At 42.3% G+C, this 25,144-nt stretch carries 26 protein-coding genes and 1 pseudogene; 16 read left to right on the forward strand and 11 right to left on the reverse strand.

Translation table 11 applies throughout. From position 1 onward, the window contains the following. Nucleotides 1–53: 53 nt before the first annotated feature. A complete protein-coding gene (locus tag HUW48_RS08895; protein ID WP_220464001.1) occupies nucleotides 54–1,262 on the forward strand; it encodes an MFS transporter in 1,209 nt (402 codons plus the stop codon). 98 nt (nucleotides 1,263–1,360) lie between these two features. Continuing rightward, a complete protein-coding gene (locus HUW48_RS27010; RefSeq protein WP_246343796.1) occupies nucleotides 1,361–1,570 on the forward strand; it encodes a DoxX family membrane protein in 210 nt (69 codons plus the stop codon). A gap of 583 nt (nucleotides 1,571–2,153) precedes the next feature. Here the strand turns inward: HUW48_RS27010 and HUW48_RS08905 are convergent. The 4 genes from HUW48_RS08905 to HUW48_RS08920 form a co-directional block, all read right to left on the reverse strand. Beyond that, a complete protein-coding gene (locus tag HUW48_RS08905) occupies nucleotides 2,154–2,459 on the reverse strand; it encodes a glycoside hydrolase family protein (RefSeq protein ID WP_182415340.1) in 306 nt (101 codons plus the stop codon). Nucleotides 2,460–2,519: 60 nt separating this feature from the next. Continuing rightward, complete coding sequence (locus tag HUW48_RS08910; RefSeq protein ID WP_182415341.1) at nucleotides 2,520–2,768, reverse strand: glycoside hydrolase family protein; 249 nt, start codon at nucleotides 2,766–2,768, stop codon at nucleotides 2,520–2,522. A gap of 72 nt (nucleotides 2,769–2,840) precedes the next feature. Further along, nucleotides 2,841–3,932, reverse strand: coding sequence for an NAD(P)-dependent alcohol dehydrogenase (locus HUW48_RS08915; RefSeq protein WP_182415342.1), 1,092 nt, complete (start codon nucleotides 3,930–3,932; stop codon nucleotides 2,841–2,843). A 133-nt stretch (nucleotides 3,933–4,065) separates the two neighbouring features. Further along, nucleotides 4,066–4,236: a hypothetical protein gene (locus HUW48_RS08920; RefSeq protein ID WP_182415343.1), complete on the reverse strand. Its 171-nt coding sequence runs from the start codon at nucleotides 4,234–4,236 to the stop codon at nucleotides 4,066–4,068. A 555-nt stretch (nucleotides 4,237–4,791) separates the two neighbouring features. Here HUW48_RS08920 and HUW48_RS08925 point away from each other — a divergent pair. The 14 genes and pseudogenes from HUW48_RS08925 to HUW48_RS08985 all read left to right on the forward strand — a co-directional run bounded on the left by HUW48_RS08925 (nucleotide 4,792) and on the right by HUW48_RS08985 (nucleotide 16,724). After that, nucleotides 4,792–5,361, forward strand: a complete 570-nt coding sequence (locus HUW48_RS08925; protein ID WP_317173781.1) for an NADPH-dependent FMN reductase — start codon at nucleotides 4,792–4,794, stop codon at nucleotides 5,359–5,361. Between the two features lie 344 nt (nucleotides 5,362–5,705). After that, nucleotides 5,706–6,011 carry a phosphoribosylpyrophosphate synthetase gene (locus tag HUW48_RS08935; RefSeq protein WP_182415344.1) on the forward strand — a complete coding sequence of 102 codons (306 nt, stop codon included), beginning with the start codon at nucleotides 5,706–5,708 and terminating at the stop codon, nucleotides 6,009–6,011. Continuing rightward, a complete protein-coding gene (locus tag HUW48_RS08940) occupies nucleotides 6,012–6,596 on the forward strand; it encodes a Crp/Fnr family transcriptional regulator (RefSeq protein WP_246343798.1) in 585 nt (194 codons plus the stop codon). It abuts the gene before it with no gap. A gap of 114 nt (nucleotides 6,597–6,710) precedes the next feature. Further along, nucleotides 6,711–7,373: an NADPH-dependent F420 reductase gene (locus tag HUW48_RS08945; protein ID WP_182415346.1), complete on the forward strand. Its 663-nt coding sequence runs from the start codon at nucleotides 6,711–6,713 to the stop codon at nucleotides 7,371–7,373. Between the two features lie 23 nt (nucleotides 7,374–7,396). Next, nucleotides 7,397–7,972 (forward strand): YceI family protein, encoded by a 576-nt coding sequence (locus HUW48_RS08950; protein ID WP_182415347.1) that lies wholly within the window; start codon nucleotides 7,397–7,399, stop codon nucleotides 7,970–7,972. A gap of 232 nt (nucleotides 7,973–8,204) precedes the next feature. After that, nucleotides 8,205–8,996, forward strand: a complete 792-nt coding sequence (locus HUW48_RS08955; protein ID WP_182415348.1) for a glucose 1-dehydrogenase — start codon at nucleotides 8,205–8,207, stop codon at nucleotides 8,994–8,996. Between the two features lie 141 nt (nucleotides 8,997–9,137). Continuing rightward, nucleotides 9,138–9,584, forward strand: a complete 447-nt coding sequence (locus HUW48_RS08960) for a DoxX family protein (protein WP_182415349.1) — start codon at nucleotides 9,138–9,140, stop codon at nucleotides 9,582–9,584. Between the two features lie 88 nt (nucleotides 9,585–9,672). Beyond that, the gene (locus HUW48_RS08965; RefSeq protein ID WP_182415350.1) at nucleotides 9,673–10,587 is read left to right on the forward strand and encodes a ClpXP adapter SpxH family protein; all 915 of its coding nucleotides are present in this window, start codon (nucleotides 9,673–9,675) and stop codon (nucleotides 10,585–10,587) included. 566 nt (nucleotides 10,588–11,153) lie between these two features. Further along, nucleotides 11,154–11,399 (forward strand): heavy-metal-associated domain-containing protein, encoded by a 246-nt coding sequence (locus tag HUW48_RS26755; protein WP_220464002.1) that lies wholly within the window; start codon nucleotides 11,154–11,156, stop codon nucleotides 11,397–11,399. 164 nt (nucleotides 11,400–11,563) lie between these two features. Then, nucleotides 11,564–12,739, forward strand: coding sequence for an HAD-IC family P-type ATPase (locus HUW48_RS26760; RefSeq protein WP_220464003.1), 1,176 nt, complete (start codon nucleotides 11,564–11,566; stop codon nucleotides 12,737–12,739). A 192-nt stretch (nucleotides 12,740–12,931) separates the two neighbouring features. Further along, nucleotides 12,932–13,714, forward strand: a complete 783-nt coding sequence (locus HUW48_RS26765) for an HAD-IC family P-type ATPase (protein WP_246343880.1) — start codon at nucleotides 12,932–12,934, stop codon at nucleotides 13,712–13,714. Between the two features lie 53 nt (nucleotides 13,715–13,767). After that, a complete protein-coding gene (locus HUW48_RS08975; protein ID WP_182415351.1) occupies nucleotides 13,768–14,121 on the forward strand; it encodes an efflux RND transporter periplasmic adaptor subunit in 354 nt (117 codons plus the stop codon). 41 nt (nucleotides 14,122–14,162) lie between these two features. Further along, the gene (locus tag HUW48_RS08980) at nucleotides 14,163–15,050 is read left to right on the forward strand and encodes a cation diffusion facilitator family transporter (protein WP_182415352.1); all 888 of its coding nucleotides are present in this window, start codon (nucleotides 14,163–14,165) and stop codon (nucleotides 15,048–15,050) included. Nucleotides 15,051–15,190: 140 nt separating this feature from the next. Further along, nucleotides 15,191–16,724, forward strand: a pseudogene (locus tag HUW48_RS08985) (IS1182 family transposase). Between the two features lie 185 nt (nucleotides 16,725–16,909). Here the strand turns inward: HUW48_RS08985 and HUW48_RS08990 are convergent. The 7 genes from HUW48_RS08990 to HUW48_RS09020 all read right to left on the reverse strand — a co-directional run bounded on the left by HUW48_RS08990 (nucleotide 16,910) and on the right by HUW48_RS09020 (nucleotide 25,141). After that, nucleotides 16,910–19,144 carry a GEVED domain-containing protein gene (locus HUW48_RS08990; RefSeq protein ID WP_182415353.1) on the reverse strand — a complete coding sequence of 745 codons (2,235 nt, stop codon included), beginning with the start codon at nucleotides 19,142–19,144 and terminating at the stop codon, nucleotides 16,910–16,912. A 614-nt stretch (nucleotides 19,145–19,758) separates the two neighbouring features. Next, a complete protein-coding gene (locus HUW48_RS08995) occupies nucleotides 19,759–20,226 on the reverse strand; it encodes a cupin domain-containing protein (protein ID WP_182415354.1) in 468 nt (155 codons plus the stop codon). An 85-nt stretch (nucleotides 20,227–20,311) separates the two neighbouring features. Then, on the reverse strand, nucleotides 20,312–20,926 hold the full coding sequence (locus HUW48_RS09000) for a Crp/Fnr family transcriptional regulator (RefSeq protein WP_182415355.1): 615 nt from the start codon (nucleotides 20,924–20,926) through the stop codon (nucleotides 20,312–20,314). Between the two features lie 387 nt (nucleotides 20,927–21,313). Further along, nucleotides 21,314–22,210 carry a fatty acid desaturase gene (locus HUW48_RS09005; RefSeq protein WP_182415356.1) on the reverse strand — a complete coding sequence of 299 codons (897 nt, stop codon included), beginning with the start codon at nucleotides 22,208–22,210 and terminating at the stop codon, nucleotides 21,314–21,316. A gap of 12 nt (nucleotides 22,211–22,222) precedes the next feature. Next, nucleotides 22,223–23,332, reverse strand: a complete 1,110-nt coding sequence (locus HUW48_RS09010) for a DUF3419 family protein (RefSeq protein WP_182415357.1) — start codon at nucleotides 23,330–23,332, stop codon at nucleotides 22,223–22,225. Then, entirely contained in the window at nucleotides 23,322–24,425 is a 1,104-nt protein-coding gene (locus HUW48_RS09015; RefSeq protein WP_182415358.1) for a hypothetical protein, read from the reverse strand. The genes HUW48_RS09010 and HUW48_RS09015 overlap by 11 nt, the downstream gene beginning before the upstream one ends. After that, complete coding sequence (locus tag HUW48_RS09020; protein WP_182415359.1) at nucleotides 24,401–25,141, reverse strand: long-chain fatty aldehyde decarbonylase; 741 nt, start codon at nucleotides 25,139–25,141, stop codon at nucleotides 24,401–24,403. Before HUW48_RS09020 ends, HUW48_RS09015 begins: the two co-directional genes overlap by 25 nt. Between the last annotated feature and the right edge of the window lie 3 nt (nucleotides 25,142–25,144).

The raw sequence follows: 25,144 nt of genomic DNA on the forward strand, positions 1-25,144 counted from the left end.
TTAGAATAAGGTTAGTTTTTATCATTGCTAAATAATCTTAAGGGCACCCTATAATGTTCACCAACACGCAAGCTACAACTGTGATAAATAAGCAATTGAAGTTGAAGTTCACTTTACTTTTGGTGAGTAGTCTGACCATTATGTCGGTTATTACCATTTCGCCGGCCTTACCCCAAATGACCCTCGCATTCTCAGCTGTAAAAAATGCAGCGTTCCTGGTTAAATTAGTATTAACGCTGCCGGCCTTAATGATTGCCATCTTCTCCCCAATTACCGGCTATCTGATTGACCGCTACGGCAGATTGCGTATTTTGTGGTTTTCACTGGCGCTATATGCTATTTCCGGTGCAGGCGGCTTTTTCCTGAATAATCTTTATCACCTCCTCTTATCCAGAGCAGCACTTGGTATAGCAGTAGGTATGTCTATGCCCATTGTAATTACCCTGATTGCGGACTACTTTGAAGGCCTGGAGCGCCAGAAATTTGTTGGCTTACAAATAGCGTTTATGTCTTTAGGCGGAATTTTGTTTATTGGGCTAGGCGGAATTTTAACAGACTTCGGCTGGAAATATCCGTTTCTTATTTATTTGTTTGCCCTTCTGGTACTTCCATTGAGTATGATGTATTTGCCCGAGCCGGCAGTTGTTGGGAAAAATAATCAGTTTAACCAGCACCTAAAAGCACCCCGCCAAATCTGGCTATTGTGCTTGAATACTATGATTATGTGGGTACTTTTCTTTTTAATACCGGTGCAAATACCCTTTCACCTGAAAGCCATTGGGATTGAAAAGAATTCGTTGATAGGTGCAGCTATTGCCATCAGCACAGCCTTTTCGGCAGCTTCATCTTTTTCCTATTCTAAAATCAAGGAGCACTTTAGTTCCCTTACTATATTTTCTTTGGGATACTTACTTATGGCTGCCGGATTTATCTGTATTTCTGTTTCTAACTCCTATCTATTGGTAATTTTAGCCATGATGTTATCAGGTCTGGGCATGGGAATGATGATTCCCAATACTAATATGTGGGTAATGAAAATTGCTCCGCCGGAAATTAGAGGGAAAGAAATCGGCAAGCTAACCACCTTTTGGTTCTTGGGCCAGTTCTTATCGCCCATTATTATTTACCCGGTTTTAACCATGCTTTCCATTTCCTCTACCTTTATGCTGGCCTCAGGATTTCTTTTCCTGCTTTCTATCAGCTTCCTAATTTTTCAATTTAGTATAACCGGAAAATCAGTTTCTCCAAAGCCAGTTGGATAATTCCTTCACATTTTATTTCATTCCTCCATCCTATGAACGTAACATCTGAACTTCACCAAAACACCTAGCACCTAAATAGCGCCCGCAATCCTATTTGGATGGATGGCTTACGCATTTTACTGGGGATCTTTCTTTTTGTTAAAGGTATTACCTTTTTAGAATACTCCAGCGATGTGTTGTATATATTCAGCTCCGACCAAGAAGTATTATCCTTGAAAAATACCTCCCTGATCACCAGCACTGTTCATATAGTAGGCGGGCTGATGATTGCCCTAGGTTGTTTAACGCGCTTTTGGCTTCTCTGTTAGTTACCAATCCTAGTGGCTGCTGTACTGGTCGTGAACCTCCAGGGTGGGATACATGTAGAAAATACCGAACTTTGGATCTCCCTCCTGATTACGGGACTATTGATTCTTTTGGTGATAGTTGGTCCGGGTCGCTATTCAGTGGACAATAAGTTATTACGCCCGAAAATTCTAGAATCGACACCCTAAAAAGTCCTTATATTCATTGCTAAAACCAGCAACCCTTTTCCATGCAGAAAATAAAAGCATTGCTAAAACCATAATAATTCGTAATAATTTGCCTTTATGCTTCCACAATAAGATGATTTTACCAAATCACCTAAACATTGTTCCATTAACAACCTAGTTCAAGCGTCTGCTTAACCTTTTTAATTTGAAGAATTTCACCTAGTTAATAATATATAGTATTATTATCCTCTTAGGATATTTAAAATGAAACTCCCTGCCGCAAAGCGGGTATCTTATTTAATTTGTGTCGCCACAAGTGGTGGGGAATACCGTTAAATGACTAGCCTTATAACTACTTTTATGTTCAATAGGGCAATTTAACAATGGTGTGCGTAATAGTGGTTGTGCTTAGGATATTTTACTTTTTACTGGAATAATTTTCTATTAAAGTCTTTGCTTCCTCTGGTGTTAATGGCGAAACGCAAGCGTGCCGCGCCTCGGAGGGGTAACTTACATCTTCTTCCACTTTCCAGTGGATTAAATTAGGCGAGTAAGAAGCTCCAAATCGGTTGGTCATACAATAATTATAAAGCAATAACCACCCGAGCTTAACAAGATCTTTCATGACGGTAGGTCCCTCGATGATGACCGGCACAATTTGACCTTTGTTTAACGATCCTTCTATGATGCGGTAAGGTACATTCAAGTTCTGAGAAGTAGCCACGCGAATAGAACGCCTTTCTCCGGTTTTAACTCCAAATTCCTCTTCTTTATGGTAGAGGTACTACGTTTCTTTATCTTTAAATACTGTTCCATCTATGACAGAATAGGGCGGCGCAAAAAATACTTTAGCCGGAGTAAATGTTTTCCAATCCTTGGTTCTACAGGACCATAACCGACTTTCTTTCCAGCTCGCGTCTTGAAAAGAAGAAGACCAGATTAAGACGTGTTCTTGAGTAGTAACATCAAAAAACCACTCAGGAGCCCAGATATTTTGAGCTAAGGCTCCGGCTTCATTCCGTACCTCTTTCATCAAAGGCAAAGGAGATAGATTGGGTTGATTGGTACATTCTTTATTTTTCGTAATAATATTTAATCCAATTGACTACTTGCCTATTCTCAAAACAGGCTTAAGTGTTGCACCGCTTTTGGATTCTTCGAATGCCGTATTGATATCTTCAAAGTCGTAGAATTTTATCAATTTATCAAAAGGAAATTTCCCTTCTTTATAATATTGAATTAATTTGGGAATGAATAATTGAGGAATGGAATCTCCCTCAACAGCACCCACAATCTTCTTTCCTTCCATCAATATGTCATTTGTAAAGTTTAACATGACATCCCCACCCATACCGACAATGGCCACCTTACCTGCTACACGCAAAGCATGGATGGATTGTAAAATCACAGGAGAGGCACCAGTGGTTTCAATAGCATAATGAACACCACCATTCGTGATTGTTTTAATTTCTTCTACTACATCTACTTCTTTGCCATTCAATACATGGGTGGCACCGAGTTCCATGGCAAGGTCCAAACGATTTTTATGAAGATCTACTACTATAATATCTTTTAACCCCATGATTTTAGCCGCCATCACGGCACTCAAGCCAACGGCACCTCCTCCATATATGGCAAGTGATGTACCTGGTTCAGGATGTAAAATATTCATGACAGTACCGCTGCCGGTTTGGATACCGCAGCCTAGAGGCCCTAACAGCGCTAGATCAACGTCCTTGTCTACTTTCACTACGTTATTTTTATTAGCAATAGAATAGGTTGCAAACGAAGACTGCCCAAAGAAAGTAGAAAGCGGATGATTGTGCTGGTGAATACGGTTTTTGCCATCCTTTGACTTACCGCCAAAGTTTAGTTCTACCGACCCTTCACATAGATTTTGATGGCCGCTCAAGCACTGTGAACACTCGCCACAGTATGAAAACGAAAGCACAACATGATCTCCCGGCTGCAGATTAGTCACCCCGGCACCCACTTTTTCAATAATTCCCGCTCCTTCATGACCAAGTACCGCTGGGAAAGGCACGCCTCTTCCATTCATGGATTCTGCATCCGTATGGCACACTCCTGTAGCAACAATTTTTATCAATACTTCGTCTGCAGCGAGTGCAGTTAGTTCTACTTCTTCAATTTGTAAAGGCTCGCCCTTACTGTGTGAAATTGCTGCTTGAATTTTCATAAATATTTGAAGTTTAATTGTTTATATAAACTTACGAATTAAACGGTGTTGTTGACTAAAAGTGTTTATTTTTTTAGTCAATCTAATTGAGGACGAGTCAAAGCAACTAAGATATTTTAACGTGAGTAATGGATTAAGCGCAAGTTATTTGGATTGAGTTAGGAAAGAAGACAGCGGGTTTGTGGTCGTAAAAGCAATAAGCCGTTAAAGCCGCTAGAAGATAGTCATACGCATTCTTCACGCTGCCATGGCAGGTACGTTTTAAATCAAACAGAGTGATGAGAATATCGTTGACTGATTCCATTAAAGCGCTTTTATCTCCGGCTTTCCCAAGACCCTGTCATTGAATTAATGAAAATGCGTCGGCAGCGCATGAATAAAATGTACCTGTAATTTAGATCATAACTTACAACTATGGTGTAAAATAGACCGTATGAAGTTATGAAAAATAAGGCTGGAATGAAGCAAAGTTTTTGTTTTTTGAATTATTAGAAATTATAGGGAAAAAATAATTTTCTTTAGTCATAAACCATCAGGCTTACCAGGTAGTATAACCTAAAATCCACTTTAAGTTAATTTTAGCTAGGATTTAAAATGGCTACCTATTTGCTCATTCAAAGCGCTTTTAATTCTTTTCCTAATAATTCCCTATTCCTTGCTTCATCCAACTATTAACTGATTACAGCTTAATTCCTTGTTTTGCTAAACAGGCTTTTAGGCTTACTACAATACGGATATTTAAGCATTTAGAACCTATATAATATTGTTTTTATAAAGTTATTAAAAGCGTGGCTTTTGTTTCAATTCAGCACAACCAATCACTACTAAATATTCATTCTCAACCTAAATCATTACTATTATGAATGCATACAAAATAGCTGTAATCGTAGGCAGCCTTCGGAAAGAATCCTATAATCTTAAAACCGCAAAAGCATTGATAGGGATGGCCCCCGAAACTTTATCCTTTGAGCTGTTGCCTATCGGAGATCTGCCCCTTTACAATGAAGAATATGATGGGGCATCGCCGGAGCAATACAACCGGTTCCGGGAGCAACTCAGAAGTTTTGACGGTCTTCTTTTTTTAACGCCGGAGTATAACCGTTCCGTACCAGGGGTATTAAAAAACGCCATCGATGTAGGCTCCCGTCCTTATGGACAAAATTGCTGGGATGGAAAGCCGGGTGGTGTTGTTAGTGTTTCCATAAGTTCATTAGGAGGGTTTGGCGCCAATCATCATTTACGCCAATCGCTGGTCTTTGTAAATGTGCCGACTATGCCGCAGCCAGAAGCCTATATCGGAAATGCCCAAAATTTATTCGACGAAAGTGGCAACCTTACCAATGAATCTACCCGCGAGTTTCTGCAAACTTTCATGACTGCTTTCGAGAATTGGGTAAAAGTTCATGTAAAAAAACCGATTACGGCATAAGGAAGATGGTAAATTTTTACGACCCCGATACGCTATCCTTTTTATTTATTTTAAATACCAAAGCGGAAGAAATATAAATGAGCCAGTTAAAAGGAATACACCAAGTTATCGCCATTACCAGTAATACGGAAAATAACTACCTATTTTTTACCTATGTGCTAGAAATGCGTTTAGTTAAAAAGGGCTTATCAGGATGATATAAAGACACATCATTTATTTTTTGCCGATGATAAAGGGAGCGCCGGCAACGACATGACATTAATGCACCAACCTTAAAAAGAGATTATAATAAATTTCGTATATTAACCCCAAACAGGTCATAAAGCAGTCTTAAAATCAAAACGATGGAACCATACGTCACCCTTTCCGAAACCATGAATGACCTGCGCAAGCAGGGCTATACCGAAGATTTTAATCTGCGTCAAAACTGCTTGGAGTGCCGCAACGGCCAGTTTAAAGTATTTGCAGATGACTTTAAGGTAGATAGCTTTTATCGGTTTGAAGGAGAAAGCAATCCTTCGGATGCGGCGATACTTTACGCCATTTCTTCTGACCGCCACGGATTAAAAGGGGTGCTGGTGAATGCTTATGGCATTTACAGCGAACCGGTTACGGATGAAATGATGGAAAAAATGCAAATACGAAACTGAATGGTCTTGTATGAGCTTTTCTTCCAGAAATTTAACGAAATCGTTCCGCTTACCCCGGAAGAGCAGGAGCTTATAAAAAACTACCTGACCCCTAAAAAGCTGCGCAAAAAGCAATACCTCTTACAGGGAGGTGATGTTTGCAAATTTATAGCCTTTGTAGAGAAAGGAGCCTTACGGTCTTTTTCGATTAACGATAAAGATGAAGAACACATTATTCAGTTTGCGCTGGAGGGTTGGCTCATTGCGGACCTGTACAGCTTTTTAACCGGCGAACCCGCTACCTATAACATTGAAGCGCTGGAAAATGCCGAACTGGTATTAATCAGCAAACCGGCCCACGAAGAACTGTTGAAATTATTACCCAAATACGAAACCTACACCCGCCTCCAACTCACCGGCGCCTATATTGCCATGCAACGAAGGTTGACCTCCATAATCAGCTTGCCTTTAGAAGAACGGTATGCTGGCTTTACCGCCCTTTACCCGGACATTGTGCAGCGGGTGCCGCAGCACATGATTGCTTCTTATATGGGACTTACCCCCGAAACCCTAAGCCGGGTCAGAAGAAGAATGGCCGGCAATTAAATTTCCCTCATTTATTTTAAAGCGTTGACTTTTGTCAATGCTTTTTCTTGCCTGAACGCAATGGAGCGAGGCCCTTCCTGGTGGTAACTTTGCATTTTCAAATTTATATACGATATGCAAACGAAACAAACCATAGCTATTATCGGCGCCACTGGCAGTATGGGTTTGGCTATTTCTAAAAGCCTGGCCAAAGGTAATTATAGGTTACTCCTGTGCGCGAATCAGCAAGAAAAAGTGCAGGCACTGGTACAGGAAATTACTCATCGTAATCCTAACGCCGAGGTAGAAGCGCTTGACTGCTCGGTGAACGCCAGTTGGGAGGCCGATATTATTATTGCGGCCGTTCCTTACGCGGCCGAAAAAGAGGTGGCTCAAAAAATTAAAGAAGTAGCCAACCAGAAAATTGTCATCAGCATTGCCAACCCCCTGAACGAGACCTACGATGGCCTGGTAACGGCACCCGATACCAGCGCGGCAGAGGAATTGCAAAAGCTGTTGCCGCATTCAAAAGTGGTGAAAGCTTTTAACACCACGTTCGCGGCCGATTTTTACACCCCGGTAATTGATGGCAAACAAGTGGATGCATTTATCGCGGGCAATGAGGACGAGGCCCTGCAAACAGTGTCGGAATTGGTGAAAACCGCCGGTTTTAATCCTGTTGTGGCCGGCAAGTTACTGGTAAGCGGTACACTCGAAAGAATGCAACTGCTGCTAATTCAATTAAACCTGAAAAACAATTACAATTGGTTAGCCGGTTGGAAAATCCTGCACCATTAATTAATCCTATAAAATATACTATCATGAAAAAGTTATCATTTATATTATCTTTCCTGGTACTATCGCTGGGAGTATCTGCCCAAAGTGCCTGGAAAGCCGACCCTAACCACTCCAGGTTAGGATTTACTGTAACGCACCTGGGTATTGCCGATGTGCCGGGGCATTTTGATGCGTACGATGTTACCATAACGGCTTCTAATCAAGACTTTAGCGATGCCGTGGTGGAAATGACAGCCCAGACGGCTTCCATAAATACCCGCGTAGAACCCCGCGACAAACACCTGAAAAGTGCTGACTTCTTTGATGTGGAAAAATTCCCCGCCATGACCTTTAAAAGTACTTCTATCAGGAAAGCAGGAGAGAATAAGTACAAACTCACCGGAAATCTGACTTTACGCGGCATCACCAAACCGGTAACCGTTGATATGCGCTACCGGGGCACCACGGCCAACCCTAACGCCAAAGGCGCTCCCGTAGCCGGTATCCAAATTACCGGCACCATAAAACGCTCTGATTTTGGCCTCGGCAAGGATTTTCCGGCACCCATGATTAGTGATGAGGTAGAAATAAAAGCTGATGGTGAGTTCGGCCAAAAATAGAAGCAGTTTATTTACCTAAACAATTTATTAAACAATAAACGAGTATTTAAGTAGATAATGGAACGTTACCGCATTAAGTAAAATATTGATATTCAATAAAATAATATACGATGTGGTAATAGATTTACAAACCCGGCAGGTCTTTAAGACCCCGCTGGGTTTTGCTCCTCGAATACTTCGTTTGTAAGGTCTTTTATTAAAAATATTCATTCAACTCATAAAATTTACAGCTATGAAAAAATTAGAAAACAAGGTTATTGTAATTACCGGCGCCGGTATGGGGCTGGGACTGGCCGCCGCGAAGGAAGCAGCAAAGAACGGCGCCCTGCTTTCCTTGGTAGACTACAATGAAAAAGCATTGAACGAGGCAAAACAAGGCCTTTCAGAAGAATACCCGGAAGCAAAAGTTATAACCATAGCGGCCGATGTATCTAAAGAAGCGGAAGTGAAAAAGTATGTAGACGAGACGGTAAAGGCGTTCGGCCGCATAGATGGATTCTACAACAACGCCGGCATTGAAGGTAAGCAGGCCCTGATGGCGGATTACGATTTAGAAGTATTCCGGAAGGTAATTGACATTAACCTGATGGGGGTGTTTTATGGTATGCGGTACATCATTCCCATCATGCAACAACAGCAATACGGACGTATTGTGAACGTGGCCTCCGTCGGCGGCATCCGGGGCGTAATGAATCAAACGCCTTATGTAGCCAGTAAACACGCTGTTTCGGGCATGACCAAAAATGCTGCCCTGGAATACGGCAAACACGGAATTATTACCAATGCCATTGCCCCCGGCGCTATATTAACCCCGATGGTGGCAGAAGCTTTCCGGCAGGTAAACCCGGATGACCCCAAAAAAGCGGAATCGGAATACGCCCAATTTAACCCCACCAAGCGGCTGGGACTTCCGGAAGAAGTGGCCAGGGTCGTCATCTTTTTGTTAAGTGAAGATAGTTCCTACGTTAACGGGCAAACCATTGCCGTAGATGGCGGGCAGTCCAATGCGTATGGCTTTGTTTAATAGATACTCGCAGCATCGATTTAGTTCTGAAATGAAATCCAGAACATTAACGATTCCCAATGCTGATTTCATCACCTTTAAAAAGTTTCAATCATGAAACTTACCTCATTCTAGGAGTAAAACAAATAAAGAAAATTTGAAATGAAAGATAAATTATTAACGGTCTATCCGGCTGCCCATGCCACAGATGTGGCCTTATTAATAGCCAGAATAGCCGTAGCGGCCTTAATGCTCACGCATGGCTTGCCCAAATTGGCTATGCTTTTTTCAGGAGAGCCGGTTCAATTTGCCGGTGTGTATGGTTTAAGCCCGCAATTATCCCTGGGTCTGGCTATTTTTGCCGAAGTAGTTTGTTCCCTGTTGGTGCTCGTGGGCTTGGGCACCCGGCTAGCCGTAATTCCGCTAATAATTACAATGCTGGTAGCAGCCTTTTATATACACGCAGCCGATCCGTTTATGAAAAAAGAACCGGCCCTGCAATACCTGTTGGTTTATGTGGTGTTGTTTTTTGCAGGTAGTGGCAGATATTCCGTTGATAATTCCTGGCAGCGCCAGTCCTTAAAGCCGGCTTTAAGTATGAGTACATAATGCTAAAGATAAACGTCCTTAGCCAACCACAATTAATATTCTTTCTACTTTTAGAAAAAGAATATTGCATAAAATAAATATTAAAAAGATGAAAATAATAGAAAAAACCAATCCGTTATTGTGCGATCCGGAAACCGGCATTTGTGAAGTACCAGCAACCGCTTTAGCCGGGGAAAATATTCCGGCCGACAAAAAGCCAGTACAAATTCTTTATTTTACCGATCCCATCTGTTCCTCTTGCTGGGGTATAGAACCGCAACTACGCAAACTAAAACTGGAATACGGAAACTATTTCGATATAGACTATAAAATGGGTGGCTTGCTGAAAGGATGGGACGTGTATGGTGGCAGCGATGTAAGCAACCCAACAGATGTGGCATCGCATTGGGACGAAGCCAGCGCTTATTATGGCATGCCGATTGATGGTGATTTGTGGCTCGAAGATCCGCTGCCTTCCTCTTATCCGCCGTCCATTGCCTTTAAAGCGGCTCAATTGCAGGGGCACGAAAAAGGACTAAACTTTTTAAGAAGAATAAAGGAGATGATCTTTTTAGAAAAGAAGAACATTACCCGGTGGGAACACCTGCAGCAAGCAGCCCTGGAAACCGGCTTGGATGTTCAAACATTCAAAGCAGACTTTGAAGGCCAGGCGGTGCAATTATTTGAAAAAGACCTGGAACTAGCCAGAGAATTAGGTGTCCGGGGATTCCCAACTTTGTTTTTCACCGATGCGGACGATAACCGGTTTAAGGTATATGGCTCCAAACCGTACGAAAATTACGAACAGGCCTTGCTGAAACTGTACCCGGAAGCGGTTAAACAGCCGGTCGATACCGCTTACGAAAAGATTTTTTCGCATTACCCTACGCTAACTTTAAAAGAGTTTGCGGTGTTAACCGGCAGCCAGGAAGAAGCAGCAGAGCGCCTTTTGAGTGAGCTCACTTATCAGGGAAAATTAGACAAATATAATTCCAAAAACGGCGCCTTGTGGAGATTGAAGTAATATTCAGGATTATATAAACCCTTAATATATAATATTATGTAAAAAGAAGTTGTAATTATTCGTGGTGGCTTTGCCGGAATAAATCTGGCAAAGCACCGGGCTAACTTAAGTGATTTTCACGTAACGTTGGTGGATTAGAATAATTACAGCTTCTTTACAGGTAACTACTGGTTTTCTGGAAGTTTCCAACATCAACTATCCAGGGCGAAAGAAATGCTTGCCGCCGAGATGTAAAAATAGTGCCTATGGCTCCCTTTGTTATAGTTGTGCCGTTATTAGTGCTGTATAATATAAGAACCTCCCGTTAAAATTGATATCGCTATTCACTTTAACGGGAGGTTTTAGCTTTTATCCCCGATTTAAAGTTTGGGATGATTCATGTTTCTTTATCAGCGATTGCTAAAAAAGAGAACTCTTATAATATCTGGCAATAATTTTTAGCTGGGGAAGCTTATAATGGAAAAAGGAGCGTATGATGAAGCAGGAATGTTATAACATCATTCCAAAGTTATGTAATAAATGCCAGAGATAATTAGCCTTAATTTGTATAACTAAAGCTTTCAGAAATGACTCATACCTATAAAATAAACGGCATGACCTGCGATGGTTGTCGGACGAAAGTTGAAAATGCACTCAATACCATAGAAGGCGTTCAGGCTACGGTTACCTTAAATCCCATGGAGGCAACCATCACCATGGAAAAACATGTGCCCACCGAAGAATTGCAGGACGCCTTATCCGCTGCGGGAAATTATACCATCCAAATGACCCTTCCTCCATCACATGATGGGCATCATCACCAACCTCATTAAGTACATAGCCATACGCCACCCGCCCATGAGCACCATGCAGACAAACCTGCTAGCCACCAGCATGCAACAACGGCTGTCAAATCGCCTGCCCCAAACAGTGCTGGCAAATATTACTGCCCCATGCACTGCGAGTATGATAACCAGGCAGCTGTCCGGTATGCGGCATGAACCTGGAAAAAATTCCGGAACTGCCGCAGGTTACCTCGCAATACACCTGCCCCATGCATCCGGAAATAGTGCAGGATGGACCCGGTTCCTGCCCTATTTGCGGGATGGATTTAGTACCCATAACCCCAACCGAGGAAGAAAATGGCACCTATAAAGAATTATTGCAGAAATTTAAAGTTGCGGTTCTGTTTACCCTTCCCATTTTTATTATCTCCATGGGAGAAATGATACCGGGCAATCCGCTTTCTCATGTATTACCTCCGGCGGTTTCTAACTGGCTGCAGTTTTTGTTTTCCCTGCCGGTCATCTTTTATGCCACTTGGATGTTCTTCCAGCGGGCCTGGGTTTCCATTCGCACCTGGAATTTGAATATGTTTACCCTGATTGGCATTGGCGCTGGCGCCGCCTTTCTATTTAGTATCATAGCCTTATTATTTCCTTCCATTTTTCCCGCCCAGTTCAAGGGTCATGACGGAAGCGTGCACCTTTATTTTGAAGCGGCAACCGTTATTCTTACCCTGGTTTTACTGGGGCAATTATTAGAGGCCAGGGCCCATAGCCAAACCAGCGGGGCGGTAAAAGCGCTTTTAAAACTTTCGCCAACCGATGCGATTTTGGTCGTGAACGGAGAAGACAGAAGTATCTCGATAAATGATATAAAAAAAGGCGATTTGCTGCGGGTAAAGCCGGGAGAGAAAATTCCGGTAGATGGAAGAATAACAGCAGGTTCCAGCAGCGTTGATGAAGCGATGATAACCGGCGAACCCATTCCGGTAAATAAAAAAGAAGGCGATAAAGTTAGCTCCGGCACCATTAACGGCACCCGCTCTTTTATCATGGAAGCCGAGAAAGTAGGCGCGGACACCTTGCTTGCGCAGATAATACAGATGGTAAATACTGCCAGCCGCTCCCGGGCGCCCATTCAAAAACTGGCCGATAGAATAGCCAAATTTTTTGTACCGATTGTTATTGGCGTTGCAGTAATCACTTTTATGGTATGGGCTATCTGGGGTCCTGACCCTGCTTATGTTTTTGCCTTCGTAAATGCCCTGGCGGTTTTAATTATTGCCTGCCCTTGTGCTTTAGGGCTGGCCACCCCCATGTCGGTAATGGTAGGCGTAGGTAAAGGCGCCCAAAGCGGCGTACTGATTAAAAATGCCGAAGCACTGTAAAATATGGATAAAATTGATGTGCTGATAACCGATAAAACCGGCACTATCACCGAAGGTAAACCATCGGTAGAAAAAGTAATTGCCTTTAATAATAACGATAATACCGAAATATGAAGATTCAGCGCCTCGGTTAATCAGCACAGCGAACATCCGCTGGCGGAAGCGGTTGTAAAAGCCGCTCAGGAAAAAAATATAGGACTTGCTGCTTTAAATGATTTTTCTTCCGTAACCGGCAAAGGCGTAATGGGTTTGGTAGACGGGAAAAAGACGGCCCTGGGTAATAAAAAATTAATGGAGCTGGTGCAGGCAACGGTTTCCCCGCAGATGGAAGCAGAAGTTATTAAAGAACAATCAGCCGGTAAAACCATTTCTTATTTAGCCGTGGATGGAGAAGTGAAAGGTTATATTGCCATTACCGATGCGATTAAAGCCACGAGTAAACAAGCCATTAAATATTTGATGGAAAATGGCGTAGAAGTAATTATGCTCACCGGCGATAATGCTAATACGGCAAAAGCCGTAGCAGAAGAACTGCACTTAAGCAGCTTTAAAGCCGAAGTCTTACCGGCCGATAAATTAAACGAAATAAAGCAACTGCAGGCACAAGGAAAAGTAGTGGCCATGGATGGTAATGGCATCAACGATGCGCCCGCCCTGGCGCAGGCTGATATAGGCATAGCCATGGGTACGGGCACCGATGTAGCCATTGAAAGTGCCGCTATTACTTTGCTGAAAGGCGATTTGCAGTGCATTGTAAAAGCAAAAGAACTTAGCCACGCGGTCATGCGCAACATCAAACAAAACTTATTCTTTGCCTTTATTTATAATGTACTGGGTATCCCCATCGCCGCGGGCGTGCTATATCCGGCATTTGGCCTGTTGCTTTCACCCATAATTGCGGCCGCAGCTATGAGCGTTAGTTCGGTTTCGGTAATTGTAAACTCCTTGCGTTTGCGAAACTTAACCTTAAAATAATAAAGAAATAAATAGCCTTACTAACCAGCTTACAGCCAGGGGTTAAGGCCAGTTTGTACTTACGACGCTTCGATGTTATTACTTTTTCTTCAGGTTGTATTTGCCACGCTCATCTTATTAAAAAAGATCCTAAACTGTTGCCTGGTATGTTCGTAACTGCCTCTATCCAAACTGGCCAGCGAAAAGTTTCAGTTTTACTGGAAACAGCCCTGGTACAACTGGAAGGGAAAGACTACATTTTTATGGAAGAGCAAACAAATCAGTTCAAAAAGATTCCGGTAGAGATAGGAATAAAAAATCATAATAAAGTGGAAATTAAATTACCCGAAGAAATAAAAGCTTCGGAGAAAATAGTCTTGCAGGGTGCCCATAATTTGCTGACAATTCAAGCTAACGCGGGCGAATAAATGCTAGTGTCTTTAAAATAATATTAAACTAATTGTTCAAAATGGATCGGGAAGATCACAAGATTGCTAAGGGGAAAAAGGCCCAGCGCACGACATTAATTGGAATAGGGACAAGTTTTCTGCTGGTCATCGTGAAGGGTATAGCGGGAATTATTGGTAATTCTTATGCCTTGATTGCGGATGCGATTGAGTCTTTAACCGATATATTTACTTCTTCCCTGTTGTTAGTGGGTTTCCGAGTAGCTTCTAAACCGGCCGATCAAGATCATCCGTATGGTCATGGGAAAGCCGAGCCGATCACTTCCCTCATTGTGGTATTAGGTTTGATTGTAGCCGCCACCATCATTGTGGCAAAAAGCTTTCAGAATTTACGCACGCCGCACGCCATACCCGAACCCTTTACCCTAATCGTGCTAATTGCCGTTGTAATCGCGAAGGAATGGATTGCCCGGTATATTAAAAAACAAGGGGAAGCGGTGGAGAGCAAGGCCATGGAAGCAGATGCCTTTCATCACCGCAGTGATGCGATTACTTCTGCCGCAGCTTTTATTGGTATTACAATAGCTTTAATTGGGGGTAAAGGATATGAGAATGCAGATGATTATGCGGCTCTCCTCGCTTCCTTAATTATTTATTATAATGGGTTTATCATTGGCAAAGCTGCTATCCGGGAATTAATGGATGAGGCGCCTTTTGAACAATTTAAAGCACAAATAAGAGAAGTGGCCCTTAAAACAGAAAAGGTTTTAGGATTAGATAAAACCAATGTTCGCAAGATGGGCTTGGACCATTACGTGGATATGCATGTGATTGTGAATGGAAAATTAACGGTGGAAGAAGGTCATCAGATAGCTCATGCGTTGAAAAATCGGCTATTAATCTATTTTCCAACCATTCAGGACGTTATTATAAATATTGAACCCAATTGAAAGGTGTTTTTTGTTCAAAATAGATTTCTATTCCTAAAATAAGTTGACCAAAATTATCTTGTAAAACGGTCGTGGCTGTTGCACAACCACCAGATAGGAGTTAATCGTTGAAAGAAGGGTAATACTAATTCTTTATGCTTATGCAGGGCAGGAAGGTTTTGGAAGAGGAAAAGATAGTGCTCTTTTCGTTCCCGGCACCCGTACCAGAACAAAACTTTTATCGCCGCTTGAAACAGCAGTTGAATCTGGATTTTCTCTACGAGCTTACCCAACCCTATTATGGTCGGTGCGGTCAGCAGTCGATTGACCCGGTTGTTTTCTTTAAGCTTAGCCTGATAGGCTATCTGGAGAACATCATAAGTGACAGGAAGTTGATCCAACACTGTTCTTTAAGGTTAGACCTACTCTATTTTCTGGGCTACCAGATAGACGAGCCACTGCCTTGGCATTCTACTCTTAGCCGTACTCGGCAACTTTACCCCGAGTTCTTGTTCGAATCGCTGTTTAATCAAGTTTTCCGCTTGTGTGTCGAGAAAGGGATGGTGGCGGGAGACCGGCAGGCCATTGACTCGGCACCCATTAAAGCAAACGCTTCGATGGACAGCTTACTTTTAAAGCAAACAGCCGAATCACTGAAAATACCCCTTATTAAAATGGAGGTAGAAAATGGGTTAGCTATCAATGTAACAAGCCCAAATACTAGCGGGAGGTCAGAGCAATTTCTCTCGGCTCCCGCGCATCAATTGAGAAAACTAGAAAAGCACCAAAATTATTTGAAGGAAGGCTCCGGTGCTTTAGGCGCCAAACATGAGAAAGCCCGGCTGGTCAGTAATACGACGCACTACAGTCCTACCGATCCGGATGCCCGGATATCGGTTAAACCAGGTAAAGCAAGACAACTTAATTATCATTGCAGCCTGGCGGTGGATACGGCCAAAGGCGTTATCAGCCATGTGCAGGCGGACTATGCGGTTGGCCGGGACAGCCAATATCTGCCCACTATAACTTTGAAATTGCAGCGGCGGTTGCTCGATCATGAATTACGTCTGGAGGAGCTGCTAGCAGATGGAGGTTATTCTAATGGCAGCAACTACGCCTTCCTAGAGCAAAGAAAGCTAACGGGCTGGATACCCGTATTTGGTCAGTACAAACCAGAAATAAAAGGTTTTCCCTATGACCAGGAAGCGGACCATTTTACCTGTCCAACCGGAAAGATACTCGCCTTTAAGACCTATGACACCAATGCCGAGGGAGGATTACTAAAAATCTACCGGGCTACCTACCAAGACTGTAAACAATGTCCTTTAAAACCTACGTGTGTTCCCAAAAGCCAATGCCGGCAAATTACCCGTACTGCTTACGATCCGGAGTATCGACGAGCATTGGAGAGGCAACAAAGCCCAAAAGGTAAGCTAAATGAAGCGCATCCGCAAAAGCACGGTGGAACCCGTATTTGGTAGTTTGATTCAGCACTATGGGCTCCGGAAAATAGGGGTTCGCGGGAAAGCTGGGGCTCACAAAGTGCTGCTGCTGGCTGCTTGTGCTTTTAACTTAAAAAAATATCTGAAGTTTCAGCCAGTGCAAGTGGTAAGCCAAGCCATTGCGCTGCAAAAAGAGCAAGAATCTGTTTTTAACCACTATTCTTTTGCTTTTACTAAGCTGTTTTTATACTAAGAGAACACCATACGAACGGCAATAAGTATGAACAAGGAAATCGGCGCAGCTCAAAATAGCGTTGTGCAACAGCCACAACCGTTTTGGGAGACCGATTTAGAATGTGATTCTTTCAGATATATCGACAAAAAAAGCCTCCTATTCTGGAGAGCAAGAGGCTTATTCTTAACCAAAAGAAATTGGTTTTATTCCCGTATCAATCGCAGAGTTTGTACGCCTTTTCTACTCCTTAATTGTACCAGGTAAACCCCGGTTGGAATCTTTTTGTCAGCCCACTCTACTTGCACCAAGGTGTTAGCTTTTGCCTGACCTATTGGTAAAGCTCTCACGATCGAACCCGTCGCATTGTAAATTCGAACTTCATACTCCTGCTCCTGATCGAAATCGAATTCAATAGTTGATTTATTGGTGAAAGGATTAGGATAGCTGCGGAAGATAGTTCCTTGCTTCTTATATTCCTCCACCTGAGGCTGGTTGTTAGTGATACGAGCCGCCAGAGTAGCTGGTGCCGCGATGGTAATGGTATAATCCTCTGCTTCCCCATAAATCATGGAACTACAGGAGTGGTTACCAGTGAGGGGCGCGTCATAATTACTGCGCACCCGCATGCGGGTTTTTCCCAAGGCTGCCGTAGCCGGAATAGTGATAGTAGGAGAAAACAGGGTCATGGAACGAGTAGGTGAGACATAAACAAATTCACCCGCATCTGCAAAATCACCGTCATTATTGTAATCGATCCAAACACCAAAATATTGGAGATTACCGGCGGCTTGCAAGTTCATCCGATAGCTTTGGCCCCGGTTAACCGAAGTAGTAAAGGTACCGGTTGGTAAATAATTCGTGTATCCTTTGACAGTACCAGTGCTACACCCGGAATTGTTGTTTACCAAAGTATTAAAACTAAAATTATTGACTAGAACCGGGGTAGGAGAGCAGCCAACCGTGTAGGTTGGTATACAATAAGTTGCTTTTATAGTGCCTGAAACATAATATTCCCCTAGCGAAGCATAATCGGAGTTGGCGCCCATTGCTCCGGTAGCACCATCTATATGAAGATAATAGGTGCCAGCTCCTAATTCGGTGGTAATGGAAGCCGACATATCAGCCGGATCAGAGGATGCCAGAATAGTTGAAGCAGAATTTTTCAGCGTGAGTTTAATGTCTAAATTAGGATGATAGTTATTGGGTTTTACGTTTAGGGTTACGGTACTAGCGGCAATAGTAAAGGAGAAAATATCTTCATCTGCTCGGGTAGATATTACGCCATAGTTGGAGCTCGCAATAATGTTGCCGGAGGCATCTCTAGCCAGGTTTCTGGTAGCTTCATCAATCCGGAAACCAAACCCGTTAGTTGCCATAATAGCGAGGTCGTCTTCGGTATTGTTAGCAGATGGATACTCGCCTTTGCTCCACTGTGTCTGGCGCTTGGTATAACTAATGCCCATTATGGGAGCCCAGTTTGCTTGGCCCTCATAGTACTCTTGGCCTGAATAGTACCCTACATTCATTTTGCCATCATGCATTAACTTTAAGGTATGTCCCACTTCGTGCGAACCACACTCGCCAGCGAATTTTCCATTATCATTGATGAACACCCAGCAAGGTGTATCGTCGTTCCAGTTTAATGATCCAAGATATGCAACGCCACCAACACCAGGGTAAGCTGCATCAGTAGGTGTAAATATAACCCGCATACGCAGGTTTTTAGGCGTACTATTAAATACCGCTTCGTTCGTGGTGATATTGAGCGCGTACGGACGAAAATCTTCGCTCATGACATTCCACACTTCTACCATCTGGGCAGTAGTTAAGTTAGAAGGCGCCGCATTAATGGGTCCTCTGCCGTTCCAGGAAGTTCCGCTTACGTATTGCCCATCAAAATCCAGCAAAATAACCGCATTAGCTCCCGGGTAACTCTCCAGAAGAGGTACAGCCGCTGCGGTGGTAGTAGCGACCTGGTTAGAAGTCTGGCTTTTTATACCACTGCTTTTCTTATATTCTACGCAGATTACCTTATTTATATCCACCTCTTGCAAATAAGCTTGGCCCTTGGCATCAGAAGAATATTGATAAGCTTTTTTCTGGTCCTTTAATATAATAAAGCCAGACAGGTTATTGCCATCAAACTGCATGAAGAAAGAACCATTCTCATGACCATCTACGCTGCCGATGAACTCCTCGGTGGTTCCTTCTTTTTTGCTCAGATTTATTCTTAAAACCAATGCTACCCGACCGGGTACTGTTTGCCGGATCTTTTTACCGGTGGTGGCCGCATTTGTTGCTTTAGAGCTGGCATTGGCTTTATAAACAGCAACCAAGTTGGTTGCTTTCCCTAAGTTAATCTGGGTTTGCGCCTGTACCACGGTGGTCCAGCTTAGCCAGCAAAAAGAAAAGATTAATAGTTTGGTAAAAATTTTCATGTGAGTAGAGTTAGGAGTGAAACATTTAATAAGACTTACTTGCAATAGAATATTAAGGAAACCAGAGTAGATACTTAATAAAAGCTTGTTCCTGCATGATGCGCTAATGCTGCACCCTACTTGTGATAAACCTGCCGGAGTATAAAGACGTTCGGTAAGGCTTCCAATATACCTTCAACAATATTTGTTTTTCCCTTCCAATGACCACCGGTTTACTGGGCTATCTTTCAAGTCTATCCCTGCATGGGTTAGGTAAAATGCATGTCATAGCTAGGCGCTTGCTGCAGAACGCTTTGGGTTCGTTTTCTAGTTAGTTATTCTAGATTAATTCGGTATTTTCCCGGAGCACTGCTGATTAACAAAGCAAGCAAAACTTACTCTATAAAAAGTTGATTGAAATCAAGAAATAAGCCTAATCAGGATTCTTTTGATGGTGATTAGGAGTTATTGTTAAAAAATCTACCGGAACACGTCTGATAGCACCACAGGAGAGATTAAAATGACCTAGTATTGGTACAAGACAGATGTTTGTAATAATCCGAAGCGACGCCCGTCTTCCTTGGTTGTAAGGCCAGCCCGTTGGAGCAATGGTTTGGGTAAATTAAGGTTAGGTGCTAAGCGGTTTCCGGCAGCAGCACTTGCATACCGTACTCGGCAAAGATAGCAATAATCTGGGGCAGGTCCGGTGTGCCGGGTGGCAGGGCCGCTAGTTTCGTAAAAAAAGCTTCAAAATTAGCCCCAGGTACAACCGTGAAAATAGCTTTCGCCGCTTTGCTGCTGGCATTTTGAAAAGCATGGGCTACCCCTTTGGGAAAGAAAATACTTGCACCCGCCTGAGCGAGAAAAGTCTTTTCACCCAGTAAGATCTCTAACTTGCCTTCTACCAGGTAAATAAATTCATCTTCCCGCTCGTGCATGTGCGGGGGAAGTCCCAGGCCGGGCGGGGTAACTACCTCAAACACATAATAAGCACCTTGGGTGGTTTGTTGCGAGAAAATAGTAGTGATGGAATGGCCAAGCAGATAAAAGTTTTTTCCTTGACTCTGATGGACGATGCCGCCAGATAATGGCTGGGTTTGCATGTTTTCAAATTAGTGCCTAGTGCCGGCAGTGAATTAGTTCATTAACAAACCAAAAGTATCAGGCTGGATCTTTAAAATTCTGCACCTATGTTAAGAAATCAGCATCCACCGAAATTAATTTACGCACGCGGCTGAGCGATTGGGGTTTAATGCCGAAATAAGAGGCAATATATTGCTGGGGTATCCGGGCCACGATGGCAGGTTCATTTTTAAGCAGGTTCAGGTATTTTTCTTCGGCCGATTCGGTTTGCCGGGCAATGAACTTGCGCTGCGTCTCCTCTAATGTTTCGCGGGAGCGCCGGCGGTACCATTTTTCAAATGCCGGGGTGCGATCCATAGCCGTTTCCCAGTCGTGCTTGTCCACGTACACGATTTCCGTTTTTTCCAGAGCCTGGATGCCGGAGATAGACGGATGGCCCGAGTAAAAACTGGTTTTATCACCAGCCCATTGGCCGGCAAAAGCGAAGAATAGCGTCAGTTCATCGCCTTTGTCGTTGGTATGAAACCCTCGCAGACAACCTGAGTTTACCAACGCGACATAGCGGCAGTATTGATTCTGGTGATTAAAAAATTCCTTTTTCTTCAAAACCCGCACCTTAAAATAGGAAGTTAGTTGGTGGAACTCTTCCGCACTAAAAGTGATGTCGCCCGCTGCTTCGAGAACTTGGCGCAGGGGTAAAAATGTATTCGGATGAACCATGCCCAGTAGAATTTATTCTAAATAAAATAAATTCTATTGAAAAAGCCTTAGTGGGAAATTAAATTTTTTCGAGAAATAGAAGCTTATAAATAGGGTCTTACATGCTACATAAAGTTTTGATTATATAATTTTTTACGGCAGAACAGAAACCAACGGGGTATACCTTCAGTTTTTGGAAGGTACTTAAATCAAACGAGTTTAAGTACCTTAATCTATATCTATTAAATCCCCTTCCATTCACCTTAACAAGAAATGTATTTCAGTCTTATAAGTCGTTTTATGTTAAATAAGTTAATATATCTTATTAGAACGTGTTTAACTGAAAAATTAGAACAAAATTCTAAAGTAAATTTCGCTTGGTATTTATATAAGGACGCTTTCTTACCTTCAATTTTTAGGTTCTGGCTCTTTCGTTAACCGGGGCCCTTTCCACAAACGAATATAATTCTTTAAAAAGGTAATTCTTTGGCTTCCAGCTTTGACTAATAGAGGGAGATGAATCCAGGAAACCTGGGGGTTCTGATGATGCGCCAAATGTAAATTAAAGTTCAGGTAGAGCCAATTTGCCCAAAATGGCACATGAAGATTATGTGCTCCGTTGATGATATCTCTTGGGCTGAAGGCATGGTTTACATAATTCTGCGAGGACCACAAAAAACCATGCATCCCAAAGAGCACCAGCCAGCAAGACCATTTAAGTTGAAGTAAGTAAAAACAAGCCGTGCAAAATAACAAAATAAGCCAGCTCTCTACCATTGATCGCTTAACCTTTTGTTCTTGCTCACTCCCCTTTATGAAGCCTGCGATTTCTTTGTGAGAACGAAAAAATTTGGTAAATAATAAGCGTGGTGCAAAGGCGAATAGTATTACTGCCAACCAAAGAGCAAAATAGCCCAACCCAATCATCATGGCATATAAGTTACCATATCGGCGCCATTTTTCCTGGTGCTCATAATACAGGTCCCACATTTCTTCATCGGTTCGGTTCTTTTTATGATGCTTTAAATGACAATGTTTAAAAAAGCTATAAGGCACTATAAACAGGGTACACAACCATCGTCCCATAAAAGCATTCATTTTTTCATTAGGATGAAGAATATTGTGTTCGGCTTCGTGTATAAGAGAATAAACAGGTACCATGATAAAAGCAAACATAATCCCATACATAATTACCCATCCTAAGTGAGTAGCATGAGAAGCTTTCCACAATAAAGAGAAATAGGAAACTGTACAAACAGCAGTAAGAATGATGTTTGTTTTAACCGGTATTTTATATAAATTCAACAACACTGGTTTTTATTTAACAATGGTGTAAGCCGCTACTTTGCCATATACAAAAGACCGATCTTGGAATTGAATCTCCTTACTCAGATCACTGTCTTGAATAATGTTGCTCTGCAGATTTTCCGGCACCTCTCTCGGAATCATTAAATTGCGGAAAATAAGTCGGGCCCCGGGCTTGCTGGTGCGTAGTACTTCTGAAAATAACTTGTGAGTATCGGCCTTATCCATCAATTCACAGATGTTGGATAAGGCCATTGCGTCAAATAAATTATCCTGCTGTACTTCCAACCAATATTTACTATCGGCTGTTACCGGATGGATCCGATCTATGTTTTTTTTAATAACATTAAAATTCTCCTGTTGTAAATAAGCAGGAATGCTTTTTTCATTCTGATAGTGCCCCAGTAAATAAAGTGCAAGAAAATAATTGGTTTGTACGGGCAAATCACAGATGGCATGGCCAGCTCTTTTGTGAAAACTTTCCGAAAAGGATGCGGAGCCATCATCAAAATGGAAATAATCACCATCTAACCCTCCTTTTGCTAAACGTTTTTTATTGAACAAAGTCTTGAATATCCATTGCCATCGACCATTGTTCCATTCCGTATCATAAAGCTTTTTTTGTTCCTCTAAGGTTTTTAATCCAAACAACCTCTTTGTTTTTCCATATCCTTGTAAAGTGCGCAGTAGCCAGCTCGCGATTTTTACAAATCGTTCATACCGGCCATTCATGATGATCCCTTTTTCTATGAGACTATTATTGTTCAACCAAAAGGACCTGGCTTCGGGAGAAAGGTCAGATATCAGTTTTCGAAAAATAAGTGAACGTTTAGGGTGATGGCGGAGTCCGAGAAATGCCAATAATTCTTCGTAGTCAAGATACCGAAAAGCAGCTTGTTTTAACTCCATCAGATAAGTTTGAGCGGCATTTATATCTACGCAATAAATTTGTCTCGGATTAAAACGCAGAAAGCCCAGTGTATTACATCCTCCGGAGGTAATAGTAAAAACAGTATCATCTGCTTTTATTTGCAAAGCTCTTTCATCCATAGCTGGATCTTCCCAGTTATGAGTGAAAATCAATTTGCTTAGCTGAACTTGTCCTTTGGTTTCAGGCTTCATTTTTCAAAATCATTTCGCTTTCCAGACAACCCTGTTCATCAAACAAAGGAGCCGTTACAATACCATGTTTCGCCGCCATAGCCCGTATTTCTGCCATGGCCTGGGTGGTAATATTACCTCTACCCATTGAATACGAAACGGGGTTATTTTCCATTGCCAGAACTACTGACTCCAAAATGCAGCCATGCGATACATCTTGGATGGCAAACTGATAAATGTGTTGCTTATAATCCTGACTACTTGTAAAGCCCCCTTTTACCATTCCCATACCGCCAAAAAATAAGCGACGTTCTTGAAGTTCTGGAGAAGAATGTAAGTTTTTAGGATAACCCGCATCACAAATAATTGCGTGCTTTGGTAATAACCCCATATCACAATTGTGTAATAAAGAACTAGCTACACAAATAACCATATCGGCTTGCGGCAGCAGGTCATTGATATGAACCGAACTTATGGCTTTAATATTTTCTTTGCCCAACAAGGCTTGTTGTTTTTGCAAAGGACCGGATTGTCTGGCATTTAATAGTAATTGCTTTACCTTGCCGGCAAAATAAGTAACACAAGCTCTACCAATATCGCCGGTAGCACCAATAATTAGTAACTTGGATTCACTTAGCGGTTGCTCCCATAATTTGCTTGCTTTTTCTATTCCTTCAGCAATAAATGCTGCTGTTAAGGTATTACCAGTTGTAAAACTTGTCTGCTTCAGTTGGGTAATACTATTATTTCCGCATTCTAATAGTATAGAAGTAAATCCCCCTAATGAAACTACATTAGCTCCCAAAGAGGCGGCACAAGCACAGGCATCTTTAACTTTATTCAGATTCTTGTGAAGGTATTTACTGTCTAATTCATCCGGAGAAATAAAGGTTTCTATATATGAACCATGCACAACTCCTCGCACCGCGGATACCATTTTGATATCGAATAATTTACGGGGAGGAATAAAAGAATAAACTTCTTTTATTTTTTCTACTGATAAGGGTGCATTATTCTCTTTCTGCCGTAGGGCATTTACAAAGCGCTCCACTTTTGTCCACTTATCCTGGTGGCCTATTATGGCGAAATTTAAGCGGGAAGGTTGATGACCCATTGCAGCGTTTTTTCGCCTGGCAAGCCTATTCGATCCAAGGTTTTCATATATAAGTTCAAGGCGTTACCTCGCATGGTAGTTACATCCAGCGATACATTGGGCAATGATTCCTTCATACACGTTCCTTTACAAACTCCACAATGTCCTTTTAAATCAGTTTGAGCCGTCCACTCGGCTAATATCCCCATACAATCCCAATGAATCGCTTCTACTTTTTGGTAAAAAGCAAAAGAGTCTTTATTCATTTCAGCCTGCAACAGATTAATAGAATGTTCAATATGTTCTTCTTCTTCTGCCGAGATGGCCCTGAACAAGGCACCAATTTCATTATCTAAGACTTGGCCAACATCATGGTACATACTTACCGCAAAGCACTCCAGCATTACTTCCTGGATAATGATGCAGCCAATGCAATCTTTCTGCTTAGCATATTTTAAGAAACAATCCCGCACATTTTTCCAATAATATCCTTCCATATTAATGATAGGCTGCAGCCCAAATTGCTTGGCCACCGCGATGAAACCCTCAGCATGGTTTCGTTCGCAGTTAGCATGTTCTACCGCTTCCATTTTTTCGTGTACATCATCAATGGCACCAGCCAAAGAGGCAAAATTGGACATCCCAATGAGCTCTCCGGTAATAGCTTGGGATAATATATCCGTTATAACGGCTTGTTGTTCGGCAGCAATCGGTTCGGATAATAGCGGCTTTTCCATGGA

This window comes from Adhaeribacter radiodurans (genome assembly GCF_014075995.1).
Classification (GTDB): domain Bacteria; phylum Bacteroidota; class Bacteroidia; order Cytophagales; family Hymenobacteraceae; genus Adhaeribacter; species Adhaeribacter radiodurans.

Bases quoted from the DNA above. Each gene is read 5' to 3' on its own strand.
- HUW48_RS08895 (WP_220464001.1), top strand. From the start codon at position 54: ATGTTCACCAACACGCAAGCTACAACTGTGATAAATAAGCAATTGAAG.
- HUW48_RS27010 (WP_246343796.1), top strand. From the start codon at position 1,361: ATGGATGGCTTACGCATTTTACTGGGGATCTTTCTTTTTGTTAAAGGT.
- HUW48_RS08910 (WP_182415341.1), bottom strand. From the start codon at position 2,768: ATGAAAGAGGTACGGAATGAAGCCGGAGCCTTAGCTCAAAATATCTGG.
- HUW48_RS08915 (WP_182415342.1), bottom strand. From the start codon at position 3,932: ATGAAAATTCAAGCAGCAATTTCACACAGTAAGGGCGAGCCTTTACAA.
- HUW48_RS08920 (WP_182415343.1), bottom strand. From the start codon at position 4,236: ATGGAATCAGTCAACGATATTCTCATCACTCTGTTTGATTTAAAACGT.
- HUW48_RS08925 (WP_317173781.1), top strand. From the start codon at position 4,792: ATGAATGCATACAAAATAGCTGTAATCGTAGGCAGCCTTCGGAAAGAA.
- HUW48_RS08935 (WP_182415344.1), top strand. From the start codon at position 5,706: ATGGAACCATACGTCACCCTTTCCGAAACCATGAATGACCTGCGCAAG.
- HUW48_RS08940 (WP_246343798.1), top strand. From the start codon at position 6,012: ATGGTCTTGTATGAGCTTTTCTTCCAGAAATTTAACGAAATCGTTCCG.
- HUW48_RS08945 (WP_182415346.1), top strand. From the start codon at position 6,711: ATGCAAACGAAACAAACCATAGCTATTATCGGCGCCACTGGCAGTATG.
- HUW48_RS08950 (WP_182415347.1), top strand. From the start codon at position 7,397: ATGAAAAAGTTATCATTTATATTATCTTTCCTGGTACTATCGCTGGGA.
- HUW48_RS08955 (WP_182415348.1), top strand. From the start codon at position 8,205: ATGAAAAAATTAGAAAACAAGGTTATTGTAATTACCGGCGCCGGTATG.
- HUW48_RS08960 (WP_182415349.1), top strand. From the start codon at position 9,138: ATGAAAGATAAATTATTAACGGTCTATCCGGCTGCCCATGCCACAGAT.
- HUW48_RS08965 (WP_182415350.1), top strand. From the start codon at position 9,673: ATGAAAATAATAGAAAAAACCAATCCGTTATTGTGCGATCCGGAAACC.
- HUW48_RS26755 (WP_220464002.1), top strand. From the start codon at position 11,154: ATGACTCATACCTATAAAATAAACGGCATGACCTGCGATGGTTGTCGG.
- HUW48_RS26760 (WP_220464003.1), top strand. From the start codon at position 11,564: ATGAACCTGGAAAAAATTCCGGAACTGCCGCAGGTTACCTCGCAATAC.
- HUW48_RS08980 (WP_182415352.1), top strand. From the start codon at position 14,163: ATGGATCGGGAAGATCACAAGATTGCTAAGGGGAAAAAGGCCCAGCGC.
- HUW48_RS08990 (WP_182415353.1), bottom strand. From the start codon at position 19,144: ATGAAAATTTTTACCAAACTATTAATCTTTTCTTTTTGCTGGCTAAGC.
- HUW48_RS08995 (WP_182415354.1), bottom strand. From the start codon at position 20,226: ATGCAAACCCAGCCATTATCTGGCGGCATCGTCCATCAGAGTCAAGGA.
- HUW48_RS09000 (WP_182415355.1), bottom strand. From the start codon at position 20,926: ATGGTTCATCCGAATACATTTTTACCCCTGCGCCAAGTTCTCGAAGCA.
- HUW48_RS09010 (WP_182415357.1), bottom strand. From the start codon at position 23,332: ATGAAGCCTGAAACCAAAGGACAAGTTCAGCTAAGCAAATTGATTTTC.
- HUW48_RS09015 (WP_182415358.1), bottom strand. From the start codon at position 24,425: ATGGGTCATCAACCTTCCCGCTTAAATTTCGCCATAATAGGCCACCAG.
- HUW48_RS09020 (WP_182415359.1), bottom strand. From the start codon at position 25,141: ATGGAAAAGCCGCTATTATCCGAACCGATTGCTGCCGAACAACAAGCC.